Annotated in this window: 16 protein-coding genes and 1 other RNA gene; 6 read left to right on the top strand and 11 right to left on the bottom strand. The window is 70.2% G+C overall.

Translation table 11 applies throughout. From position 1 onward, the window contains the following. Positions 1–40: 40 nt before the first annotated feature. The 3 genes from ACYVAK_RS03070 to rsmI all read right to left on the bottom strand — a co-directional run bounded on the left by ACYVAK_RS03070 (position 41) and on the right by rsmI (position 2,070). A complete protein-coding gene (locus tag ACYVAK_RS03070) occupies positions 41–772 on the bottom strand; it encodes a 2OG-Fe(II) oxygenase (RefSeq protein WP_461057854.1) in 732 nt (243 codons plus the stop codon). A 12-nt stretch (positions 773–784) separates the two neighbouring features. Further along, an RNA gene (gene rnpB / locus ACYVAK_RS03075) (RNase P RNA component class A) lies at positions 785–1,154 on the bottom strand. A gap of 76 nt (positions 1,155–1,230) precedes the next feature. After that, positions 1,231–2,070, bottom strand: coding sequence for a 16S rRNA (cytidine(1402)-2'-O)-methyltransferase (gene rsmI, locus ACYVAK_RS03080; RefSeq protein WP_461057856.1), 840 nt, complete (start codon positions 2,068–2,070; stop codon positions 1,231–1,233). A gap of 56 nt (positions 2,071–2,126) precedes the next feature. Here rsmI and ACYVAK_RS03085 point away from each other — a divergent pair, with 56 nt between their 5' ends. Together ACYVAK_RS03085 and ACYVAK_RS03090 are read left to right on the top strand one after the other, a co-directional pair. Further along, the gene (locus tag ACYVAK_RS03085; RefSeq protein ID WP_461057858.1) at positions 2,127–3,860 is read left to right on the top strand and encodes a penicillin-binding protein activator; all 1,734 of its coding nucleotides are present in this window, start codon (positions 2,127–2,129) and stop codon (positions 3,858–3,860) included. 28 nt (positions 3,861–3,888) lie between these two features. Next, the gene (locus tag ACYVAK_RS03090) at positions 3,889–4,299 is read left to right on the top strand and encodes a YraN family protein (RefSeq protein ID WP_461057860.1); all 411 of its coding nucleotides are present in this window, start codon (positions 3,889–3,891) and stop codon (positions 4,297–4,299) included. Here the strand turns inward: ACYVAK_RS03090 and ACYVAK_RS03095 are convergent. The 5 genes from ACYVAK_RS03095 to ribB all read right to left on the bottom strand — a co-directional run bounded on the left by ACYVAK_RS03095 (position 4,296) and on the right by ribB (position 7,947). Further along, on the bottom strand, positions 4,296–4,799 hold the full coding sequence (locus ACYVAK_RS03095; protein ID WP_461057862.1) for a phosphatidylglycerophosphatase A family protein: 504 nt from the start codon (positions 4,797–4,799) through the stop codon (positions 4,296–4,298). The genes ACYVAK_RS03090 and ACYVAK_RS03095 overlap by 4 nt on opposite strands. After that, positions 4,796–5,767, bottom strand: a complete 972-nt coding sequence (thiL, locus tag ACYVAK_RS03100; protein ID WP_461057864.1) for a thiamine-phosphate kinase — start codon at positions 5,765–5,767, stop codon at positions 4,796–4,798. The genes ACYVAK_RS03095 and thiL overlap by 4 nt, the downstream gene beginning before the upstream one ends. Positions 5,768–5,793: 26 nt before the next feature. Next, positions 5,794–6,252: a transcription antitermination factor NusB gene (gene nusB, locus ACYVAK_RS03105; protein WP_461057866.1), complete on the bottom strand. Its 459-nt coding sequence runs from the start codon at positions 6,250–6,252 to the stop codon at positions 5,794–5,796. Next, positions 6,249–6,728 carry a 6,7-dimethyl-8-ribityllumazine synthase gene (gene ribH / locus ACYVAK_RS03110; RefSeq protein WP_461057868.1) on the bottom strand — a complete coding sequence of 160 codons (480 nt, stop codon included), beginning with the start codon at positions 6,726–6,728 and terminating at the stop codon, positions 6,249–6,251. Before ribH ends, nusB begins: the two co-directional genes overlap by 4 nt. A 97-nt stretch (positions 6,729–6,825) precedes the next feature. Next, positions 6,826–7,947: a 3,4-dihydroxy-2-butanone-4-phosphate synthase gene (ribB, locus tag ACYVAK_RS03115; protein WP_461057870.1), complete on the bottom strand. Its 1,122-nt coding sequence runs from the start codon at positions 7,945–7,947 to the stop codon at positions 6,826–6,828. Positions 7,948–8,236: 289 nt separating this feature from the next. Between ribB and ACYVAK_RS03120 the strand changes: the two genes are divergently transcribed. Genes ACYVAK_RS03120 through ACYVAK_RS03135 form a run of 4 tightly spaced genes read left to right on the top strand, consistent with a single transcriptional unit; the run spans position 8,237 to position 13,055 of the window. Then, positions 8,237–8,803: a hypothetical protein gene (locus ACYVAK_RS03120; protein WP_298337760.1), complete on the top strand. Its 567-nt coding sequence runs from the start codon at positions 8,237–8,239 to the stop codon at positions 8,801–8,803. Next, the gene (locus tag ACYVAK_RS03125) at positions 8,733–9,683 is read left to right on the top strand and encodes a response regulator transcription factor (protein WP_461057872.1); all 951 of its coding nucleotides are present in this window, start codon (positions 8,733–8,735) and stop codon (positions 9,681–9,683) included. Before ACYVAK_RS03120 ends, ACYVAK_RS03125 begins: the two co-directional genes overlap by 71 nt. Beyond that, positions 9,680–10,825, top strand: a complete 1,146-nt coding sequence (locus tag ACYVAK_RS03130) for a sensor histidine kinase (protein ID WP_461057874.1) — start codon at positions 9,680–9,682, stop codon at positions 10,823–10,825. The genes ACYVAK_RS03125 and ACYVAK_RS03130 overlap by 4 nt, the downstream gene beginning before the upstream one ends. Next, complete coding sequence (locus tag ACYVAK_RS03135) at positions 10,779–13,055, top strand: TonB-dependent receptor plug domain-containing protein (protein WP_461057876.1); 2,277 nt, start codon at positions 10,779–10,781, stop codon at positions 13,053–13,055. Before ACYVAK_RS03130 ends, ACYVAK_RS03135 begins: the two co-directional genes overlap by 47 nt. 60 nt (positions 13,056–13,115) lie before the next feature. Here the strand turns inward: ACYVAK_RS03135 and ACYVAK_RS03140 are convergent, their stop codons facing one another. The 3 genes from ACYVAK_RS03140 to ACYVAK_RS03150 all read right to left on the bottom strand — a co-directional run bounded on the left by ACYVAK_RS03140 (position 13,116) and on the right by ACYVAK_RS03150 (position 15,102). Continuing rightward, positions 13,116–13,793, bottom strand: coding sequence for a cytochrome b/b6 domain-containing protein (locus tag ACYVAK_RS03140; RefSeq protein ID WP_461057878.1), 678 nt, complete (start codon positions 13,791–13,793; stop codon positions 13,116–13,118). A gap of 5 nt (positions 13,794–13,798) precedes the next feature. Beyond that, positions 13,799–14,335 carry a c-type cytochrome gene (locus ACYVAK_RS03145; RefSeq protein WP_461057880.1) on the bottom strand — a complete coding sequence of 179 codons (537 nt, stop codon included), beginning with the start codon at positions 14,333–14,335 and terminating at the stop codon, positions 13,799–13,801. 164 nt (positions 14,336–14,499) lie between these two features. Continuing rightward, a complete protein-coding gene (locus ACYVAK_RS03150; protein ID WP_298337781.1) occupies positions 14,500–15,102 on the bottom strand; it encodes a riboflavin synthase in 603 nt (200 codons plus the stop codon). Positions 15,103–15,189: the final 87 nt, after the last annotated feature.

A 15,189-nucleotide genomic window follows, 5' to 3' on the forward strand; every position in this document is an offset into this window, starting at 1 on the left:
AAACCGCCGTGCAACGCGACGCCAGCGCGCTGTCGGGACCTCAGTCGAGGTGCAGGCCCTTGTAGCGCGTGTTGTGCGGATCGCGGATCTCATCCGCGGGGCGCTCGGCGGTGTAGTAGTAGGCCGCGATCGACTGGCGGAAGACGCCTTCCGGGCAGGCCAACGGGCGCGGATGGCCGTGGAAGGTGTCGCTGCGCGTGTTGAACACCACGGCGCGGTTCATCAGCGGGGCGATGCGGCGCACGCAGGCTTTGGCGCCGGTGTCCCAGAGCTCGAGGTCGCTGCCCCAATCCGCCTGCCACACCGGGTTGAGGTAGATGAGCAGGTTGATGCGACGGTGCAGCTTGAGCGCGGGGTGCCAGTTGAAGTCGGCATGGATGCCCAGCAGGTCGCCGGGGCGACTCAGGTGGATGCCGCCACCCAGCATCGTCGGATCAGGGATGAGGCCCTCGATGCCGGTCAGGGCTTCGAGGAAGGCGATGAAGGGCGCGGTGTTGAGTTCCTGCAGCGTGCGGCGCAGCAGCGGCGGCAGCAGCTGCTCCTTCGACGTGGCGATCTTCTTCTCGAAGCCTTCGTAGCCGTAATGGTCCCAACCCACCGGGTCGTTCGGCCGCGGGAAGTCGCGCGCCAGCGCATCGGCGACCTCGGGCCGCAGCAGCGACTCGAACACCGCGTGCGGATAGGGATCGGCGGCCGCGTACTCCGCCGCGCGCGCCTTGGCCAAGGCCGCGAGGGCGGCCGGGTCGAACACGTAATCCACGCCTGCATCCATCGATGAAGAGGGTGACGGAGCCGGCCGATAAGCCGGGTTCTGTAAGCACCGTTGCCGGTGCCGGCAGCCATTCCTCTCGGCCCCACCTCGCGATGGGGCTCCAGCAACCTACCCGGGTGCGGGCCGGGCCAACCCAATGCACCCCTATTTGGTCTTGCTCCGAGTGGGGTTTGCCGTGCCCTGCGGCGTTGGCCCCGCAGGCGGTGGGCTCTTACCCCACCGTTTCACCCTGACCACGCACCCTTGCGGGCCGTTCGGCGGTCTATTCTCTGTTGCACTTTCCGTCGGCTCGCGCCGCCCAGGCGTTACCTGGCACTCTGCCCTGTGGAGCCCGGACTTTCCTCGGCGGGATTGCTCCCGACGCGACTGCCTGGCCGACTCCGTCAGGGCGCAGTGTACGCGCCGAACGCGGGTCGAAACGGAATGCCGGCTGTCGCGCCAGCCACGCCCCGCGCCGATCAGTCGGCGTCGCCACCGACGTAGAGCGCTTTCCGCGGCGCGCCGCTGAGCTCCGCCGCGAGCTTCGCCGCCTGCGAGGGCTTCAGGTGGGAGGCGAGCTTGGCGTACAAGCGTTTGCCTTCCGCCAGCTGCGCGGCCTCGCGGTCGACGCTGCCGCGCACCACCAGCACGAACTCGCCCTTGCGCTGGTTCGCATCGGCCGCGACGGCCTGCTGGATCGCCGCCAGCGTGGGCCCGAGCAGGGTTTCGAAGCGCTTGGTCAGCTCGCGCCCGAGCGTGGCCTCGCGCTCCGCGCCGAACACCGCGACGAGGTCGGCCAGCGATTCCTCGATGCGGTGCGCGCTCTCGTAGAAGACCAGCGTGCGCGTTTCCGACAGCAGTTCACCCAAGCGCTCGCGGCGTGCCCCGCCCTTTACCGGCAGGAAACCTTCGAAGCAGAAGCGGTCGCTGGGGATGCCGGCCACGCTGAGCGCGGCGATGGCCGCGCAGGCGCCCGGCACGGGCACCACCGGCAGCCCGGCCTCGCGCACCGCACGCACCAGCCGATAGCCGGGGTCGCTGACCAGCGGGGTGCCGGCGTCCGAGACGAGGGCCAGGCTGTCGCCGGCCTGCAGCCGCGCCACCAGCTTCGCGGCGATGTCGTCCTCGTTGTGGTCGTGGACGGCGACCAGCGGGGTGCCGATGCCGAACTGGCCCAACAGCACGGCCGTGTTGCGCGTGTCCTCGGCACCGATGGCCGAGACGCCGGCCAGCACCTCGCGGGCCCGGGGCGTGAGGTCACCGAGGTTCCCGATGGGCGTCGCCACGACATACAGCGTTCCCGCGACGATCTCCGACATCGTGTCCTCCCTTCGACCCGTATCATTCTAGGCCCGGTTCACCGAGATTCCCCCGCATGGCCCGCTGGCTGCTCCTCGCCCTCCTCGCCGTTTCGCTCGCTGGCTGCGCCACGGCCCCCACGTCGCGGCCGGACACGCCGGCGGAATCGCAAGCGCGCGCGCTCGACGCGCAAGGCCGCCATGCCGAGGCCGCGCAGGCCTGGCGCTCGATCGCCGCCACCGCACGCGGGGCGGACGTCGCCATGGCCCGACTCAATGCCGCCGAGGCCCTGCGTCGGGCCGGCGATGCCGCTGGCGCCCGCGCCGAGCTCGCGGAAGCGCCGCGTCGGCGCCTCGTGCCCGGCGACCAGTTCCGCCACGACCTGCTCACCGCCGGCTTCGCGCTGGACGATGGCCGCGGCGCCGAGGCCCTGGCGCTGCTGCAGCAGGACCGTGCCGCCGTGCCCGGCGGCCGCGTGGCCGACTGGCTGGCGCTCCGGGCCCGCGCGCTCGACGCCACCGGCGACCGCTTCGGCATGGCCGCCGCGCTCGCGGAACGCGCCGGCCTCCTGCAGGGCGCCGAACGCGCCGCCGAATTGCGCAACGCGGAGCGCCAGCTGAAGTCGGTGCCCGACGCCGCCCTCGTGCAGCAGGCCGGCTTCCTGGGCGAAGACGCCGCGATCCTGCCCCTGGCCCTGCGCGAAGCGCGCCGCCGCGGCCTCGAGGTGGCCCGCACCGCGGCCGCGCCGGCCCCGGCGGATCGCCCGCCGCCGGCGTCGGACGGCTACCACCCGCCACGCCGCATGGCGGTGCTGCTGCCGCTGAGCGGCGAACTCGCCCCGGCCGGCCTCGCGGTGCGCGATGGCCTGCTCGCGGCCTACTACGCGGAATCGCGCGCCCGCCCGTCGGTGGCCTTCCATGACACCAAGGGCACCGTGGACGGGGCGAAGGCCGCGCGCGACCGCGCGGTCGCCGAGGGCGCCGACCTGCTCGTCGGCCCGCTCGGCCGCGAGGAGGTCGCCGCCCTGGCCGCGGCGCCCATCGATTCGGCCGCGTGGCTGGCGCTCAACCGCACGCCGGTGGCGACCGCCGGCGGCGGCAGCTTCGCCCTCGCCCCCGAAGACGAGGGCGCCGCGGTCGCACAGCGCCTGATCGAGCGCGGCCTCACCCGTGCCGTCGCGATCGCCGAGGGCGACGACAGCGCGCAGCGCGCGCTGGCCGGCTTCCGCGAACGATTCGTTGCCGATGGCGGTGAGCTGCTCGCCGTGGCGCCGATCGATGCCTTCGGTGGCAATGCCGCCGAAGGCCTCGCCACGCTGGCCACCCACGCGACGCGCGCGCAGGCGCTGTTCGTCGCGGCCCGCGCGCCCGCCCTGCGCATCCTCATGCCGCAGCGCGAAGAAGCCGGCTTGGTCGCCCTGCCGGTGCTGGCGACCTCGCTGGTGCAGTCCGGTGGCGACCCGCGCCTCGATCGCGAGCTCGATGGCCTGCAATACCCGGAGCTGCCGTGGCTGCTCGGCGACCTCGTCGGCCCCGGCGATGCGGAAAGCCTCGGCCGCCGCCTGCCCAGCGCCCGCGGCAGCGCCGCGCGCCTGTTCGCCTTCGGTTTCGACGCCTGGAAAGTGGCGACCTACCTCGATGCGCTGCGCGGCGGCGCGCAGCTGCGCGGCGCCACGGGCGAGCTCGGCATCGATGCCGCCGGCATCGTGGAGCGCGTGCCGGCCTGGGCCGAATACAGCGGCGGCGTGACGCGCCGCGCCTCGGATGGCGCGCTGGTGCCCGTCGACGCGACGCCACCGCCGACGCCCTGACTCCCGCCACACCCACGAGGCACCGCGCATGGATGCGCCACAGCGAAGGACACCCGGCCCCTCCGCCGGGACGACACGCACCCGCGCCCAGCAGCTCGGGGACGCCGGCGAAACGGCCGCCCTCGCCTTCCTGATGGCGCAGGGACTGCGGCCGCAAGCGCGCAACGTCCGCTTCAAGGGCGGCGAGCTGGACCTGGTGATGCTCGACGGCGAGACGCTGGTGTTCGTCGAGGTGCGCCGCCGCGGGCGCAGCGACTTCGGCGACGCGCTCGACAGCGTCGACACGCGCAAGGCAAGAAAACTCGTTCTCGCCGCGCGGCTCTACCTTCAGCGTGAACCGCGGCACGCGCGGCGCGATTGCCGGTTCGACGTGGTGGGATTCGATGGCGGAGCCGAACCGCGCTGGGTGCGCGGCGCGTTCACACTGGACGACGTCTAGCCGCGCAGCATCGGCCAGAGGGCCAAAGCCACCTGCAGCACGCCGAAGGCCATCAGGCCGGCCAGGGCGTCGTCGACCATCGTGCCGAAGCCGCCCTTGAGCGAGCGGTCGGCCCAGCGCACCGGCCAGGGCTTCCAGATGTCGAACAGACGGAACAGCCCGAAGGCCGCGAGCACCCACGGCCACTCGCGCGGCAGCAGCCACAGGGCCAGCCACATCCCGACGAACTCGTCCCAGACGACGAGCGAGGGGTCTTCGATGCGGCTCTCGCGGATGGCCCAGCGCGCCGCCCACACGCCGACGACGAAGGCGAGGATCAGCACCGCCGCGTAGTCGCGCGGCGCGAGGTCGTGCATCCACAGCCACCACGGCGCGATGGCGACGACCGAGCCCACCGTACCCGGCGCCTTCGGGGAAAAGCCCGCGCCGAAGCCGGCGGCGATCCATCCCCGCGGGTGTCGCATCATCCTTCGACGCGTGCCGACCGGCAGCACCGTCATGCGCCGGCCCCTGCGAAGTGCACGTAGCCGCGGCGCGGCGGCAAGGGCAGCGGCAGGCCGTCGGCGTCGAACAGACGAAGCGAGGCCCCTTCGGTGATGCGGCCCACGCGCGTGGCCGGGGTGGCCACGGCGTCGAGGGCGGCTTGCACCGCGGCACGCTTCTTCGCTGGCGCGGTGAAGCAGAGTTCGTAGTCGTCGCCGCCGGTGAGCTGCAGCGCGCGGCAGGCGGCGAGGTCGGGGAAGGCCTCGCGCAGCGCCGGCGACGCCGGCAGCGCATCGGCCTCGACATCCGCGCCGACGCCACTCATCGCGAGGATGTGGCCGAGGTCGGCGAGGAAGCCGTCGCTGACGTCGATGCAGGCCGTGGCCAGCCCACGCAGCGCGAGGCCCGCGCCGAGCCGCGGTGCGGGGCGGTCGAGCCGCTCGCGCAACACGCCCGTCCGCAGCATCGGGATGCCGGATTTCCACAGCGCCAAGGCGCCGGCGGCATCACCGAGCGTGCCCGTCACCCAGAGGTCGTCGCCGGGCTCGGCGCCGGCGCGGGTGAGCGCCTTGCCCTTGGGCACGTAGCCCATGACGGTGACGCTGGCCGCGAGCGGGCCGCGCGTGGTGTCGCCGCCGATCAGCGCGACGCGATGCGTGTCGGCCAAGGCGCTGAAACCGGCGGCGAACTCATCGACGAAGGCGCCGTCTTCGCTCGGCAGCGTCAGCGCCAGCAGGGCGACGGCAGGCTCGGCGCCCATCGCCGCGAGGTCGGAGAGGTTGACGGCCAGGGCCTTCCAGCCGATGGCCGAGGCCGGGACGCCGCGGCTGAAGTGCACGCCTTCGACCAGGGTGTCGACAGCCAGCACCACCTGCTGGCCCTTGGGCGGCTCGACGAGGGCGGCATCGTCGCCGATGCCGAGCGCCACGTCCGGGCGGGACCCGGCGCGCTGGCGGAGGCGATCGATGAGGGCGAATTCAGCCATGCCCGGCGACGTGCAACCCGCGTGCCTCAGCGGCGGCCCTGGGCCGCCTCGCCGGGGCGCCACTCGGCGGCGGCCCGGTCGAGCACGCCGTTCACATAGGTGTGGCCGTGGTCGGCGCCGAAGCGCTTGGCCGTCTCGATCGCCTCGTTGAGCACGACGCGGTAGGGCACGTCGATGCGATGCAGCAGCTCGAACGCGGCGATGCGCAGCACCGCGCGCTCGATCGGGTCGACCTGCTCGATGCCGCGGTCGAGGTAGGCGGCGAGCTTCTCGTCGAGGCCGGCGCGATGTTCGGCCACGCCCTTCACCAGCGCTTCGAAGTACTCCTGGTCGGCCACTTCCATGTCCTGCTCATGCTGGAACTGGTTGATGACCTGGGGGATCGACGTGCCGGACACCTGCCAGGCGTAAAGGGCCTGCAGGGCGCGGCGGCGCGCGCGCGAACGCGCGGCGGGGTCGATGCCATCGGTGCGGATCGGCTTCATGCGGTGGTCTTCTGCCAGTGTTTCAGGAGGTCGCTCATCTCGAGGGCGGCCAGCGCGGCCTCCTCGCCCTTGTTGCCCATCGCGCCGCCGGCGCGGGCCTCGGCATCAGCATAAGCCTCGACGGCCAGCACGCCATTGGCCACGGGGAGCTGGAAATCGAGCTGCACGCGCATCAGCGCGTCGGAGCAGCCGTCGGCCACCTGCTCGTAGTGGCGGGTGTCGCCGCGGACCACGCAGCCGAGGGCGACGATCGCGGTCGTGCCGCCCGCGCGGGCGAGGGCCGCAGCGGCCAGCGGGATCTCCCAGGCGCCGGGCACGCGGACGACGTCGATGCGTTCGGCCTCGACGCCGTTGTCGACCAGCGCCTTGCGGGCCCCATCGACCAGCACGTCGGTGATCTTCGGGTTCCAGCGGCTGGCGACGATGGCGTAGCGGCCGGTCGGGTGCGGCCGGAGGTCGCCTTCGAAACGGGGCATGGGCGGATCTGGAAGCGGGCGGTCGCGCAGTTTACGCCCTCCGGGCCCCGGGTCGGCCCGTCGGGCCTCGCCGGGCCCCGGCTGGAGCGGGGCCGGTTCAGCGCAGGGGCAGGTACTCGACCACGTCGAGGCCGTAGCCACCGAGGCCGATCTGCTTGCGCGGTGTCCCCAGCACGCGCAGGTGCCGCAGGCCCAGGTCCGCCAGGATCTGCGAGCCGGCGCCGTTCCGGCGCCATTCCTGCACCTTGCCGCTGCCGGCTTCGGGCTGCTCGGTCACGCGCGCCAGCAGGGCATCGGGGGTGACGGCGTCAGCCAGCACCACCAGCACGCCCTCCCCCTCGGCCGCGATCCGGGCCATGGCCTCGGCGGCCGAGCCGCCGAAATCCGGGCGTCGCCACTGCAGCACGTCGGCCAGCGGGTTCTTCACGTGCACGCGCACCAGGGCCGGGCGCTCGCCCGAGGGCGTGCCGCGGACCAGGGCGAAGTGCAGCTCGCGCGAGACGCGGTCGCGGTAGGTGAGCAGGCGGAACGGGCCGTGGGCGGTGTCGATGGCGCGCTCGTCGACGCGCTCCACGGTGTGCTCGGTGGCGAGCCTGTAGCGGATCAGGTCCTCGATCGATCCGATCTTCAGGCCGTGCTCGCGGGCGAAGACCTCCAGCTCCGGGCGGCGCGCCATCGAACCGTCGGGATTGAGGATCTCGACCAGCACGCCGGCAGGTTCGAGCCCGGCCAGCATCGCGAGGTCGCTGGCCGCCTCGGTGTGGCCGGTGCGCGTGAGCACGCCCCCGGGCTGGGCCATCAGCGGGAAGATGTGCCCCGGCTGCGAGAGGTCTTCGGGCGCGGCATCGGGCCGCACCGCGGTGCGGATGGTGTGCGCGCGATCGTAGGCGCTGATGCCGGTGGTGACGCCCTCGGCGGCCTCGATGCTCACCGTGAAGTTGGTGTGGTGCGGCGAGGTGTTGCTGACGACCATCGGCCCGAGGCCGAGCTGGCGGCAGCGTTCGCGCGTCAGCGACAGGCACACCAGGCCGCGCGCGTGCGTGACCATGAAGTTGATGTCGGAGGGCCGCACCAGTTCGGCGGCCATGATCAGGTCGCCTTCGTTCTCGCGGTCTTCGTCGTCGACGATGACCACCATCTTCCCGGCGCGGATGTCCTCGAGGATCTCCGGGATCGTCGCGAAGCAATTCGGCTCCGTGGAAGAACCAACACCAGCCATCGTGGACCTCTCCGCTTACGTCGGGCGAGTCAGGCGAACCAACGCCGTTCTCTGGGGATACCCGGGAAGGCGCCGCGGGTCGGGGCGGGAATTCTACCCTCAGGCCGAGCCATCACCGCACCCGCGATCCACGCCCCGCAATCGAATCGCAACACCGCCTCAATCCTCACGGGACGCTTCGCAAGCAAGCTCCACCCCGGATGGCCACCGCGGCCGCTCGCCCCGACTCAGGCCCAGACGTCGCGGCCTGCACTCGCTCTTCACGCCGGACCTCACCAGGAGATCCACCTTGCTGCGCATGCTCGTTCTCATGATGGTCGCGACGCTCGGCGCGCACCCCTCCATTCTCGTGGCGGCGCAAACGGCCTCGACATCCCTCGTCGCGAATCCAACGCTGCAAGCGATCGATGATTCAGGCGCACCGCGTGGATGGCGTCTGGACGGAACGGCCGTCGAGGTCGCATCCGACCCCACCGTGACACGGGATGGCTTGAACTCACTCCGTGTCACGTTCGAAAAGGGCGCACCCTATGCCGGCATCGTCCAGAGATTGGATGGCGATAGGGCCAAGGACGCGACGGTGGTCATTGAAGGTTGGCTAGCACGCGACACGGCCACCGCCGCTGTCGGCGTTTGGGCCCGCGCGTTTGACAAGGAAGGCGGGAGCATTGGGTATGCGAACTCATACGAGCTTGACCTGCCGGCCGACAAGCGCTTTCGTCGCCACAGCATCGAGCTGAAGGTGCCGCCCGAAACGAACACCTTGCTCGTCGGTGCGTCGATCTATGGAGACTCCGGCATGGCGTGGTTCGGCGGCGTGGACGCCAGCATCAAGCGCGACAGCGATACTCAGTGAAAGCCATGCTCTCGTTCAACGCGGCGTCCTCTGGCGTGGATGCGCCGAGCATCACCGTTTTCCCTCCCGGCTCTGCCACTCTGGCAGACGCTGGTCGGCTCTAGCGATAGCATCACCACGCCCGTGGCGTTTACCGCTGGGGCCCCCTGAGCAAAGCTTGCACCCAACGTCGTCCGGAAAGTCCGTGAAGAACCTGCTGGAAGGCCGCAAGATTCTCATCGCCGAGGACGAACCCGCCTTGGCGGACGTTCTTCGCGCCTACTTGGCGAGGGAGGGCGCCCTCGTCAGGATCGCGCCGGACGGCCGGATCGCCAGCGAAGAGGTCCATCGATGGCGGCCGGACGTGATCCTCCTCGACATCCGGATGCCCAACAAGGACGGCCTTTCGGTACTGGTGTCGGTGCGGGAGGACGATGCCAACATTCCCGTCATCCTGATCAGCGCGTTGGGCGACGACGTCGACCGTCTTTCCGGATTTCGACTCGGCGCGGACGATTACATCGTCAAGCCCTTCAATCCCCTCGAGGTCGTCGCACGCGCCGCCGCCGTGCTGCGTCGGCAGGAGGGCGCCAAGCAACTTGCATCGACCCCGCCTATCGTCCACGGGGGGCTGCGCATCGAAGTCGAAAGCCGGCGTGCGTTCGCCAACGACAAGCTGATCAACCTGACCCCGACGGAGTTCCGACTCCTCACGACCATGGCACGTCGCCCGGGCCGGATGTTCACTCGGGCAGAATTGGGCGATGCCGTGCTGAGCGAAGTGGCGGCCGACCGGGGCGTCGACGCCCACCTCAGTCGATTGCGCGCGAAGATCGCCATTGTCGAATCGGTGAGGATCGTCGCCATCCGCGGCGAAGGCTACAGGCTGGACATCGAATGATGAATTCCTTGCGGATGCAAATCGCCTGCCTCGCGATCGCGATCAGCGTGGCGGCGGCCCTGATCGCCGCCTTCGTCCCCGACGTGCTGTACTGGCTGCGCGATTACCTCTTCATGGCATCGCTGCCGGCGCAGGAGCAGGAGACGTTGCGCAAGCTCACCGAGGCCTACGGGAGTTGCTCCGGCATCGTCCGTTCCTTCGAGAGCCAACATGGCATCGAGCGCTGGAACCTCAATTACCACGTGGCCCTGACCACCGTGATCGTCGCCACCGCGTTGATCGGCGGAGCCTTGGCGTTCAAGTTGGCGGGTGGCATCGCCGCGCCGATCATCGGACTGTCGCGGGCCGCCAGGGCGATCGCCGGTGGATCGCGCGACGCCGCGCTGCTGCCGCCGCGTTCCGGCCCGCGCGAGGTCGGCGACCTGATCGGCGACTTCGCGCTGATGACCGAATCACTGGCCGCCGCGGATCGCGACCTCCGCTTGCGGTCGAACGGCATCGCGCACGAACTGCGCACGCCCTTGGCGGTGATCCGCGCCCGATTGATGGGCGCGAAGGACAAGGTGTTCGTCGCGGACGGGGCGTTTTTCGACAGCCTGCTCGGCCAGGTCTTGCAGATCGAGCGCCTCGCCAGCGACCTGAGCATGCTCTGCGACAGCCAGGGCATCGGGTTCTCGCTTGAGCGCGCCCCGACCTCGGTCGACGACGTCGTCGATGCGGTGATCCACTGCCTCGAGCCGATGGCGGAGGAACACCGCGTGGACCTGACGCGACAGAGCAGCGGGCGGGTGATCGCCGACGCCGATCCCGCCCGCCTGGAACGGGCGATCTCCAACCTGGTCGAGAACGCGATCCAGCACGCTGGCGCCACCCGGGTGACCATCACGGTGGACGACGTCGGCGATCAATGCCGGATCATCGTCGCCGATGACGGTCGCGGCTGGCCGGTCAGCGATCCCGAGGCGCTCAAGGAGCCGTTCGTCACCGGTGACTCCGCGACCCGAGAGCGCAGCAAACGCACGGGCCTTGGCCTTGCCATCGTGCAGGCGATCGCACGGGCGCACCAAGGCTCGCTCGTGCTGGAGAGCTCTCCTGGTGGTGGCGCACGAGCAGTGCTCACCATACCGAAGACGATCAACTGAACGAGAAGGCAACGCGGCCCGCGCGCAACGGTCCCGCAATCGAGAGCGCATTCTCCCGAAAGGCTTCGAAACCATCGTGCATGCACCAACCCTGCACGAGATTGTCGACATGCCCGCGTCACCGGATCGCCACCGCGCACTCAACCTACTCGCACTTTCCATTGCCCTTGCCATCAGCTCGCCAGCGCGTGTGCAGGCCGAGGAGGCTCCAGAAGCCGAGGCAGGGACGCGGACCTACGCGCCAGAGTTCTTCGCTTCGTCCGCGCCGGTCAATGCGCTGCAGATGGTCGAGCGCGTGCCCGGGTTCACGATCGACGAGGGCGGCATGGAACGCGGATTCGGCACCAATGCCGGCAACGTCCTGATCGATGGCGAAAGGCCGTCCACCAAGTCCGACGACATCCGCACGCTCCTCGCCCGCATCCCCGCGGATCGCGTCACGAGGATCGAGCTGATCGAGCGCGCCGGCGTCAACCAGGAAGCGCAAGGCCAAAGCCGCATCGTGAATGTCGTCCGAAGAGCGAGCACCGGGGCCAACGGCACCTACACGCTGGGCCTCGGCGTCGACGAGGACGGCGTCGCCCGGCCGTTCGGCCAGTCTTCGCTGTCCTTCGAGCGGGGAGGAACGCAGTACGAGCTCGGCCTGGATTACCGGAACGACCTGTACCAGTTGTCCGGGGCCGAAACGAACTACGACGCCGCACGCCGGGCCGATCGCATCCTGGGCATCGGCATCGACAGCGACAGCCGGCAAACCGCCGTGACCGGCACCGTCCGCGGCGCCGTGGGATCGGCGCGTTGGGGGGTCAATGCAAGGCTCGATCGTGATTCGTACACGACCGTCCGGATCAGCGACGTCTTCAACCCGCAGGGGGCCTTGCAGGGTCGGGAAGTGCTTGAAAGCGGATCGCCGACGAACCGCGACGGTTTCGAGCTGGGCGCGGACCTTGAGTTCAGCCCCATGCCATCGATCACCACCAAGCTGGTGGGGTTGTACAGCAGGTACGACATCCTGTCCCGCAACGATCTTTCGCGGTCTGGACCGGGCCTGTCCGCACTGTCGCAGAGCTCACGCAACGACAACCGCGAGGATGAAGCCATCCTGCGGATAGGCAACACCGTCGCCGCCGGCGACCGCCATTCGATCCAGTTCGGCGTCGAGGCGGCCCGCAACCAACTTCGCGGCCGCTTCACCAGCGCGATCGCGGGCCTTCCCCCGCTGCCCGCGTCGAACGTCGATGTCAGCGAACTCCGTATTGAGCCCTTCATCTCCGACGTGTGGTCGATCCGTCCGACATGGAAGATCGAGGCCGCGATGATCGCCGAGCGATCGACGCTTCGCGTCCGCGGCGATGCCACGGCGAGCCGACAGTTCCTGTTCTGGAAGCCCCGCCTCGTGTCGACGTGGACACTCGACCCTGTCACGACCCTCGATCTTCGCTTCGAACGACGGGCGGCGCAGCTTGATTTCAACGACTACGCGACGTCCGTCGATCTCGGCCTGGGCGCCCTGGTCGATGCCGGGAATGCCGAGCTGGTGCCGGAACGGACCTCGACCTTGACGGCCACGCTGCGTCGCGCGTGGCTGGGCAGGGGCAGTGGCCAGGTCCGCGGGTGGATCACCCACATCGACGATACGCAGGATTTGGTTCCGATCACGATCCGCGACGGCACGGGCGCGATCGTGTCGGTGGTCGACGGCCCGGGGAACATCGGCCGCGGCCGCGAATGGGGGGTTTCGCTGGACTTGAGCCTGCCTCTGGAGAAAATGCTCCCGCTCGGCGATTCCGGGGAGGTCACGCTCACGTATGCCGGGACGTACCGGCACAGCCGCGTCACCGACCCGGTCACCGGCCTGGAACGGCGCTTGCAGCCGAAATTCGGACCGTCCTGGGCCCCGGAGCAGCAGCACGCCCTCGCGCTGCGCCATGACGTCCTCGACTCGCCCTTCGCCTGGGGGGCGACCCTGGACTGGTCGTCGAGCCAGACGCGCTACTTCTATGGCCAGACCCTGCGCTTCGGGGAAACCCCCTCGCTGGGTCTGTTCGCGGAGTATGCGGTGGCACGCGGGAAGTTCCGGTTCGAAGTCGACAACGCCAACAGTTACGACATCGGCCGGGAACGCGTCTTCTATGCCGGAAGCCGGGCGGACGGCGTGGTCGCGGGCTCGGCATCGCGGACGCTGAATCGCAACACGCGCGTGCTGCTCTCGTTCAACGGCCGTTTCTGAACAGCCCGATGAGGATGGGCCAGCGGTGTCGCGAAACACCGCCGGCCTTGCTCGAAGGCATCAGGCGAAGCGGACCAGCGCCCAGACGCCCGCGGCGACGAGGGCCCCGAGGACGATGGCGCGCGACAAAGGCGCCATGAAAGGCGCGGGTCCCTGCAGATCGGCATCGCGCCCCGTCAGCATCGGCACGATGAGGTTGCGGCGCTTGAGCACGGCGTAGCCCAGCGCGGCCACGATGTGCAAGGCGACCACCGCCTGCAACAAGGTGAACCCCCATTCGTGCACGTCCCCCAGCCAGCGGGTCATGCGCCCGCCGACCCAGCCGCTCAGCGGGGCTTCGACCACGAAGAGATCGCCGCCGGAGAGAAACAGCCCGGACAACGTCTGCACACCCACCAGGAGCAGCAGCAGGATCACGGCCAGTGCGCCGGCGGGGTTGTGCCCCGGATGGGCCGGAAGCGGTCCCGGGCGGGCGAGCTCACGAAGGTGTTCAAGCACGGCGGCCGGACCGCGGACGAAGTGTCGAAACCGCGCGGTCTCGCTTCCGACGAAGCCCCACGCGACCCGAAAGAGCACCAGACCCAACGCGCCATAGCCGAACAGCATGTGGCGCTCCCAATCCTCGTTCTCCGCCGTCCACCAGGAGCCGGCGAGACAAACGACCAGCCCCCAATGGACGACCCGGACCGGGAGGTCCCAAACGCGAAGGGACCGTTCGGAATCAGCCGGGGCGGTCATGGGGATCAGTCCAGCTTGTAACTGTCGTGGCAGGCTCCGCACTCGCGGCCCACGGCGTTGAGGGCCGCGCCGATGCGGGCCCGATCGCCCGTGGCGGCGGCCTGCACCAGACCGGGGAGTGTCGCCTCAAAGCGCTTCTGGAGGGCGAGGAACTCCGCCTTGTTGGTCCAGATTTCGGGTTTGGCTTCGCTATCGCCCACGCCGACGGCCGTTCCTTCAGGCCACCAGCCACCGATGCGGCGCCCCGTCTCTGCAAGGGTGGCCGCCGCCGCTCGGGCGTCCTCGGCCGTGCCACCCTCGCCCTTGACGAAGGTATCGAGGGTATTCATCGCCCGCCCAAGCGTCTTGAAGTTGGCCTTTCTCTCCTCGACCTGGGCGACCGGATCGGCCGGAGTGGAGCCCGCTTGGGCCGAGGCGCCCGAAGCAACGGCCAGAAAGGTGCTGGAAAGGGCGGCCAAGACCAACGGGCCAAACAAACGATTTGCTTTCATCGACTTCTCCGTTGCTTTCGCTGCCGGACGGCGGGCCGGCACCGTGGTCATCCGACGTTCGGCCCTCATGGCCGGACTTCGCCGGAAGCCCAGAGACGAGCGTGCGGCGCCAAAGACGCAGGACGATTGGTGCGCTGTTGCGATTCGATTGCGGGCGGAGCGTCATGCGGCCGAACGGACCATCGGCGCGTCCGATCGGCCAGAGGGAAGGCCCGTCAGGCCCAGCCCTCGGTCTCGGCGAGACGGGCGACATAGCGCGCCACGGTGTCGACCTCGAGATTCACCGGGCTGCCCACCGGCATCACACCGAAGCCAGTGTGGGCCAGCGTGTGCGGCACCAGCATCACCTCGAAGCCCGCCTCATCCACCGCGTTGACGGTGAGCGAGGTGCCATCGACGGCGATCGAGCCCTTGGTGGCGATGAAGCGCAGCAGGGCTTTCGGCGCGCTGAAGCGCCAGCGCTGGCCGCGGGCGTCGTCGTGCACCGCTTCGACCGCACCAACGCCATCCACATGCCCGCTCACGAGGTGGCCACCGAGGCGGTCGCCGACGCGCAGCGCGCGCTCCAGGTTCACGGCCGCGCCCACGGGCAACGCGCCGAGCGTCGTCAGGACGAGGGTTTCCGTCGAGACATCGGCATCGAAGTGCGCGGTGCCGAAGGCGACGACCGTCAGGCAGACGCCGTTGCAGGCGATCGACTCGCCCAGCTGCACGTCGTCGAAGGGCATGGCGCCGACGGTGAAGCGCAGGCGCACGTCGCCCCCGAGGGGCGTGCGGTCGACGAGGCGGCCGACGGCCTGGATCAGTCCGGTGAACATCGCGGGGTCCCGAGCGGAGAGCCCGCGATTATAGGGAGCGCCCCCGGGCCGGGCGTCGCCGTGGTGGCAACGCGGCGTTGCGCGGCG

The sequence above is a fragment of the Silanimonas algicola genome (assembly GCF_054777375.1).

Coding starts and splice junctions, on each gene's coding strand:
- ACYVAK_RS03130 (WP_461057874.1), top strand. CDS start 9,680: ATGATGAATTCCTTGCGGATGCAAATCGCCTGCCTCGCGATCGCGATC.
- ACYVAK_RS03095 (WP_461057862.1), bottom strand. CDS start 4,799: ATGACGGTGCTGCCGGTCGGCACGCGTCGAAGGATGATGCGACACCCG.
- ACYVAK_RS03085 (WP_461057858.1), top strand. CDS start 2,127: ATGGCCCGCTGGCTGCTCCTCGCCCTCCTCGCCGTTTCGCTCGCTGGC.
- ACYVAK_RS03090 (WP_461057860.1), top strand. CDS start 3,889: ATGGATGCGCCACAGCGAAGGACACCCGGCCCCTCCGCCGGGACGACA.
- ribB (WP_461057870.1), bottom strand. CDS start 7,947: ATGGCTGGTGTTGGTTCTTCCACGGAGCCGAATTGCTTCGCGACGATC.
- ACYVAK_RS03145 (WP_461057880.1), bottom strand. CDS start 14,335: ATGACCACGGTGCCGGCCCGCCGTCCGGCAGCGAAAGCAACGGAGAAG.
- ACYVAK_RS03140 (WP_461057878.1), bottom strand. CDS start 13,793: ATGACCGCCCCGGCTGATTCCGAACGGTCCCTTCGCGTTTGGGACCTC.
- ACYVAK_RS03125 (WP_461057872.1), top strand. CDS start 8,733: ATGGAGACTCCGGCATGGCGTGGTTCGGCGGCGTGGACGCCAGCATCA.
- thiL (WP_461057864.1), bottom strand. CDS start 5,767: ATGGCTGAATTCGCCCTCATCGATCGCCTCCGCCAGCGCGCCGGGTCC.
- ACYVAK_RS03070 (WP_461057854.1), bottom strand. CDS start 772: ATGGATGCAGGCGTGGATTACGTGTTCGACCCGGCCGCCCTCGCGGCC.
- ACYVAK_RS03150 (WP_298337781.1), bottom strand. CDS start 15,102: ATGTTCACCGGACTGATCCAGGCCGTCGGCCGCCTCGTCGACCGCACG.
- ribH (WP_461057868.1), bottom strand. CDS start 6,728: ATGCCCCGTTTCGAAGGCGACCTCCGGCCGCACCCGACCGGCCGCTAC.
- nusB (WP_461057866.1), bottom strand. CDS start 6,252: ATGAAGCCGATCCGCACCGATGGCATCGACCCCGCCGCGCGTTCGCGC.
- rsmI (WP_461057856.1), bottom strand. CDS start 2,070: ATGTCGGAGATCGTCGCGGGAACGCTGTATGTCGTGGCGACGCCCATC.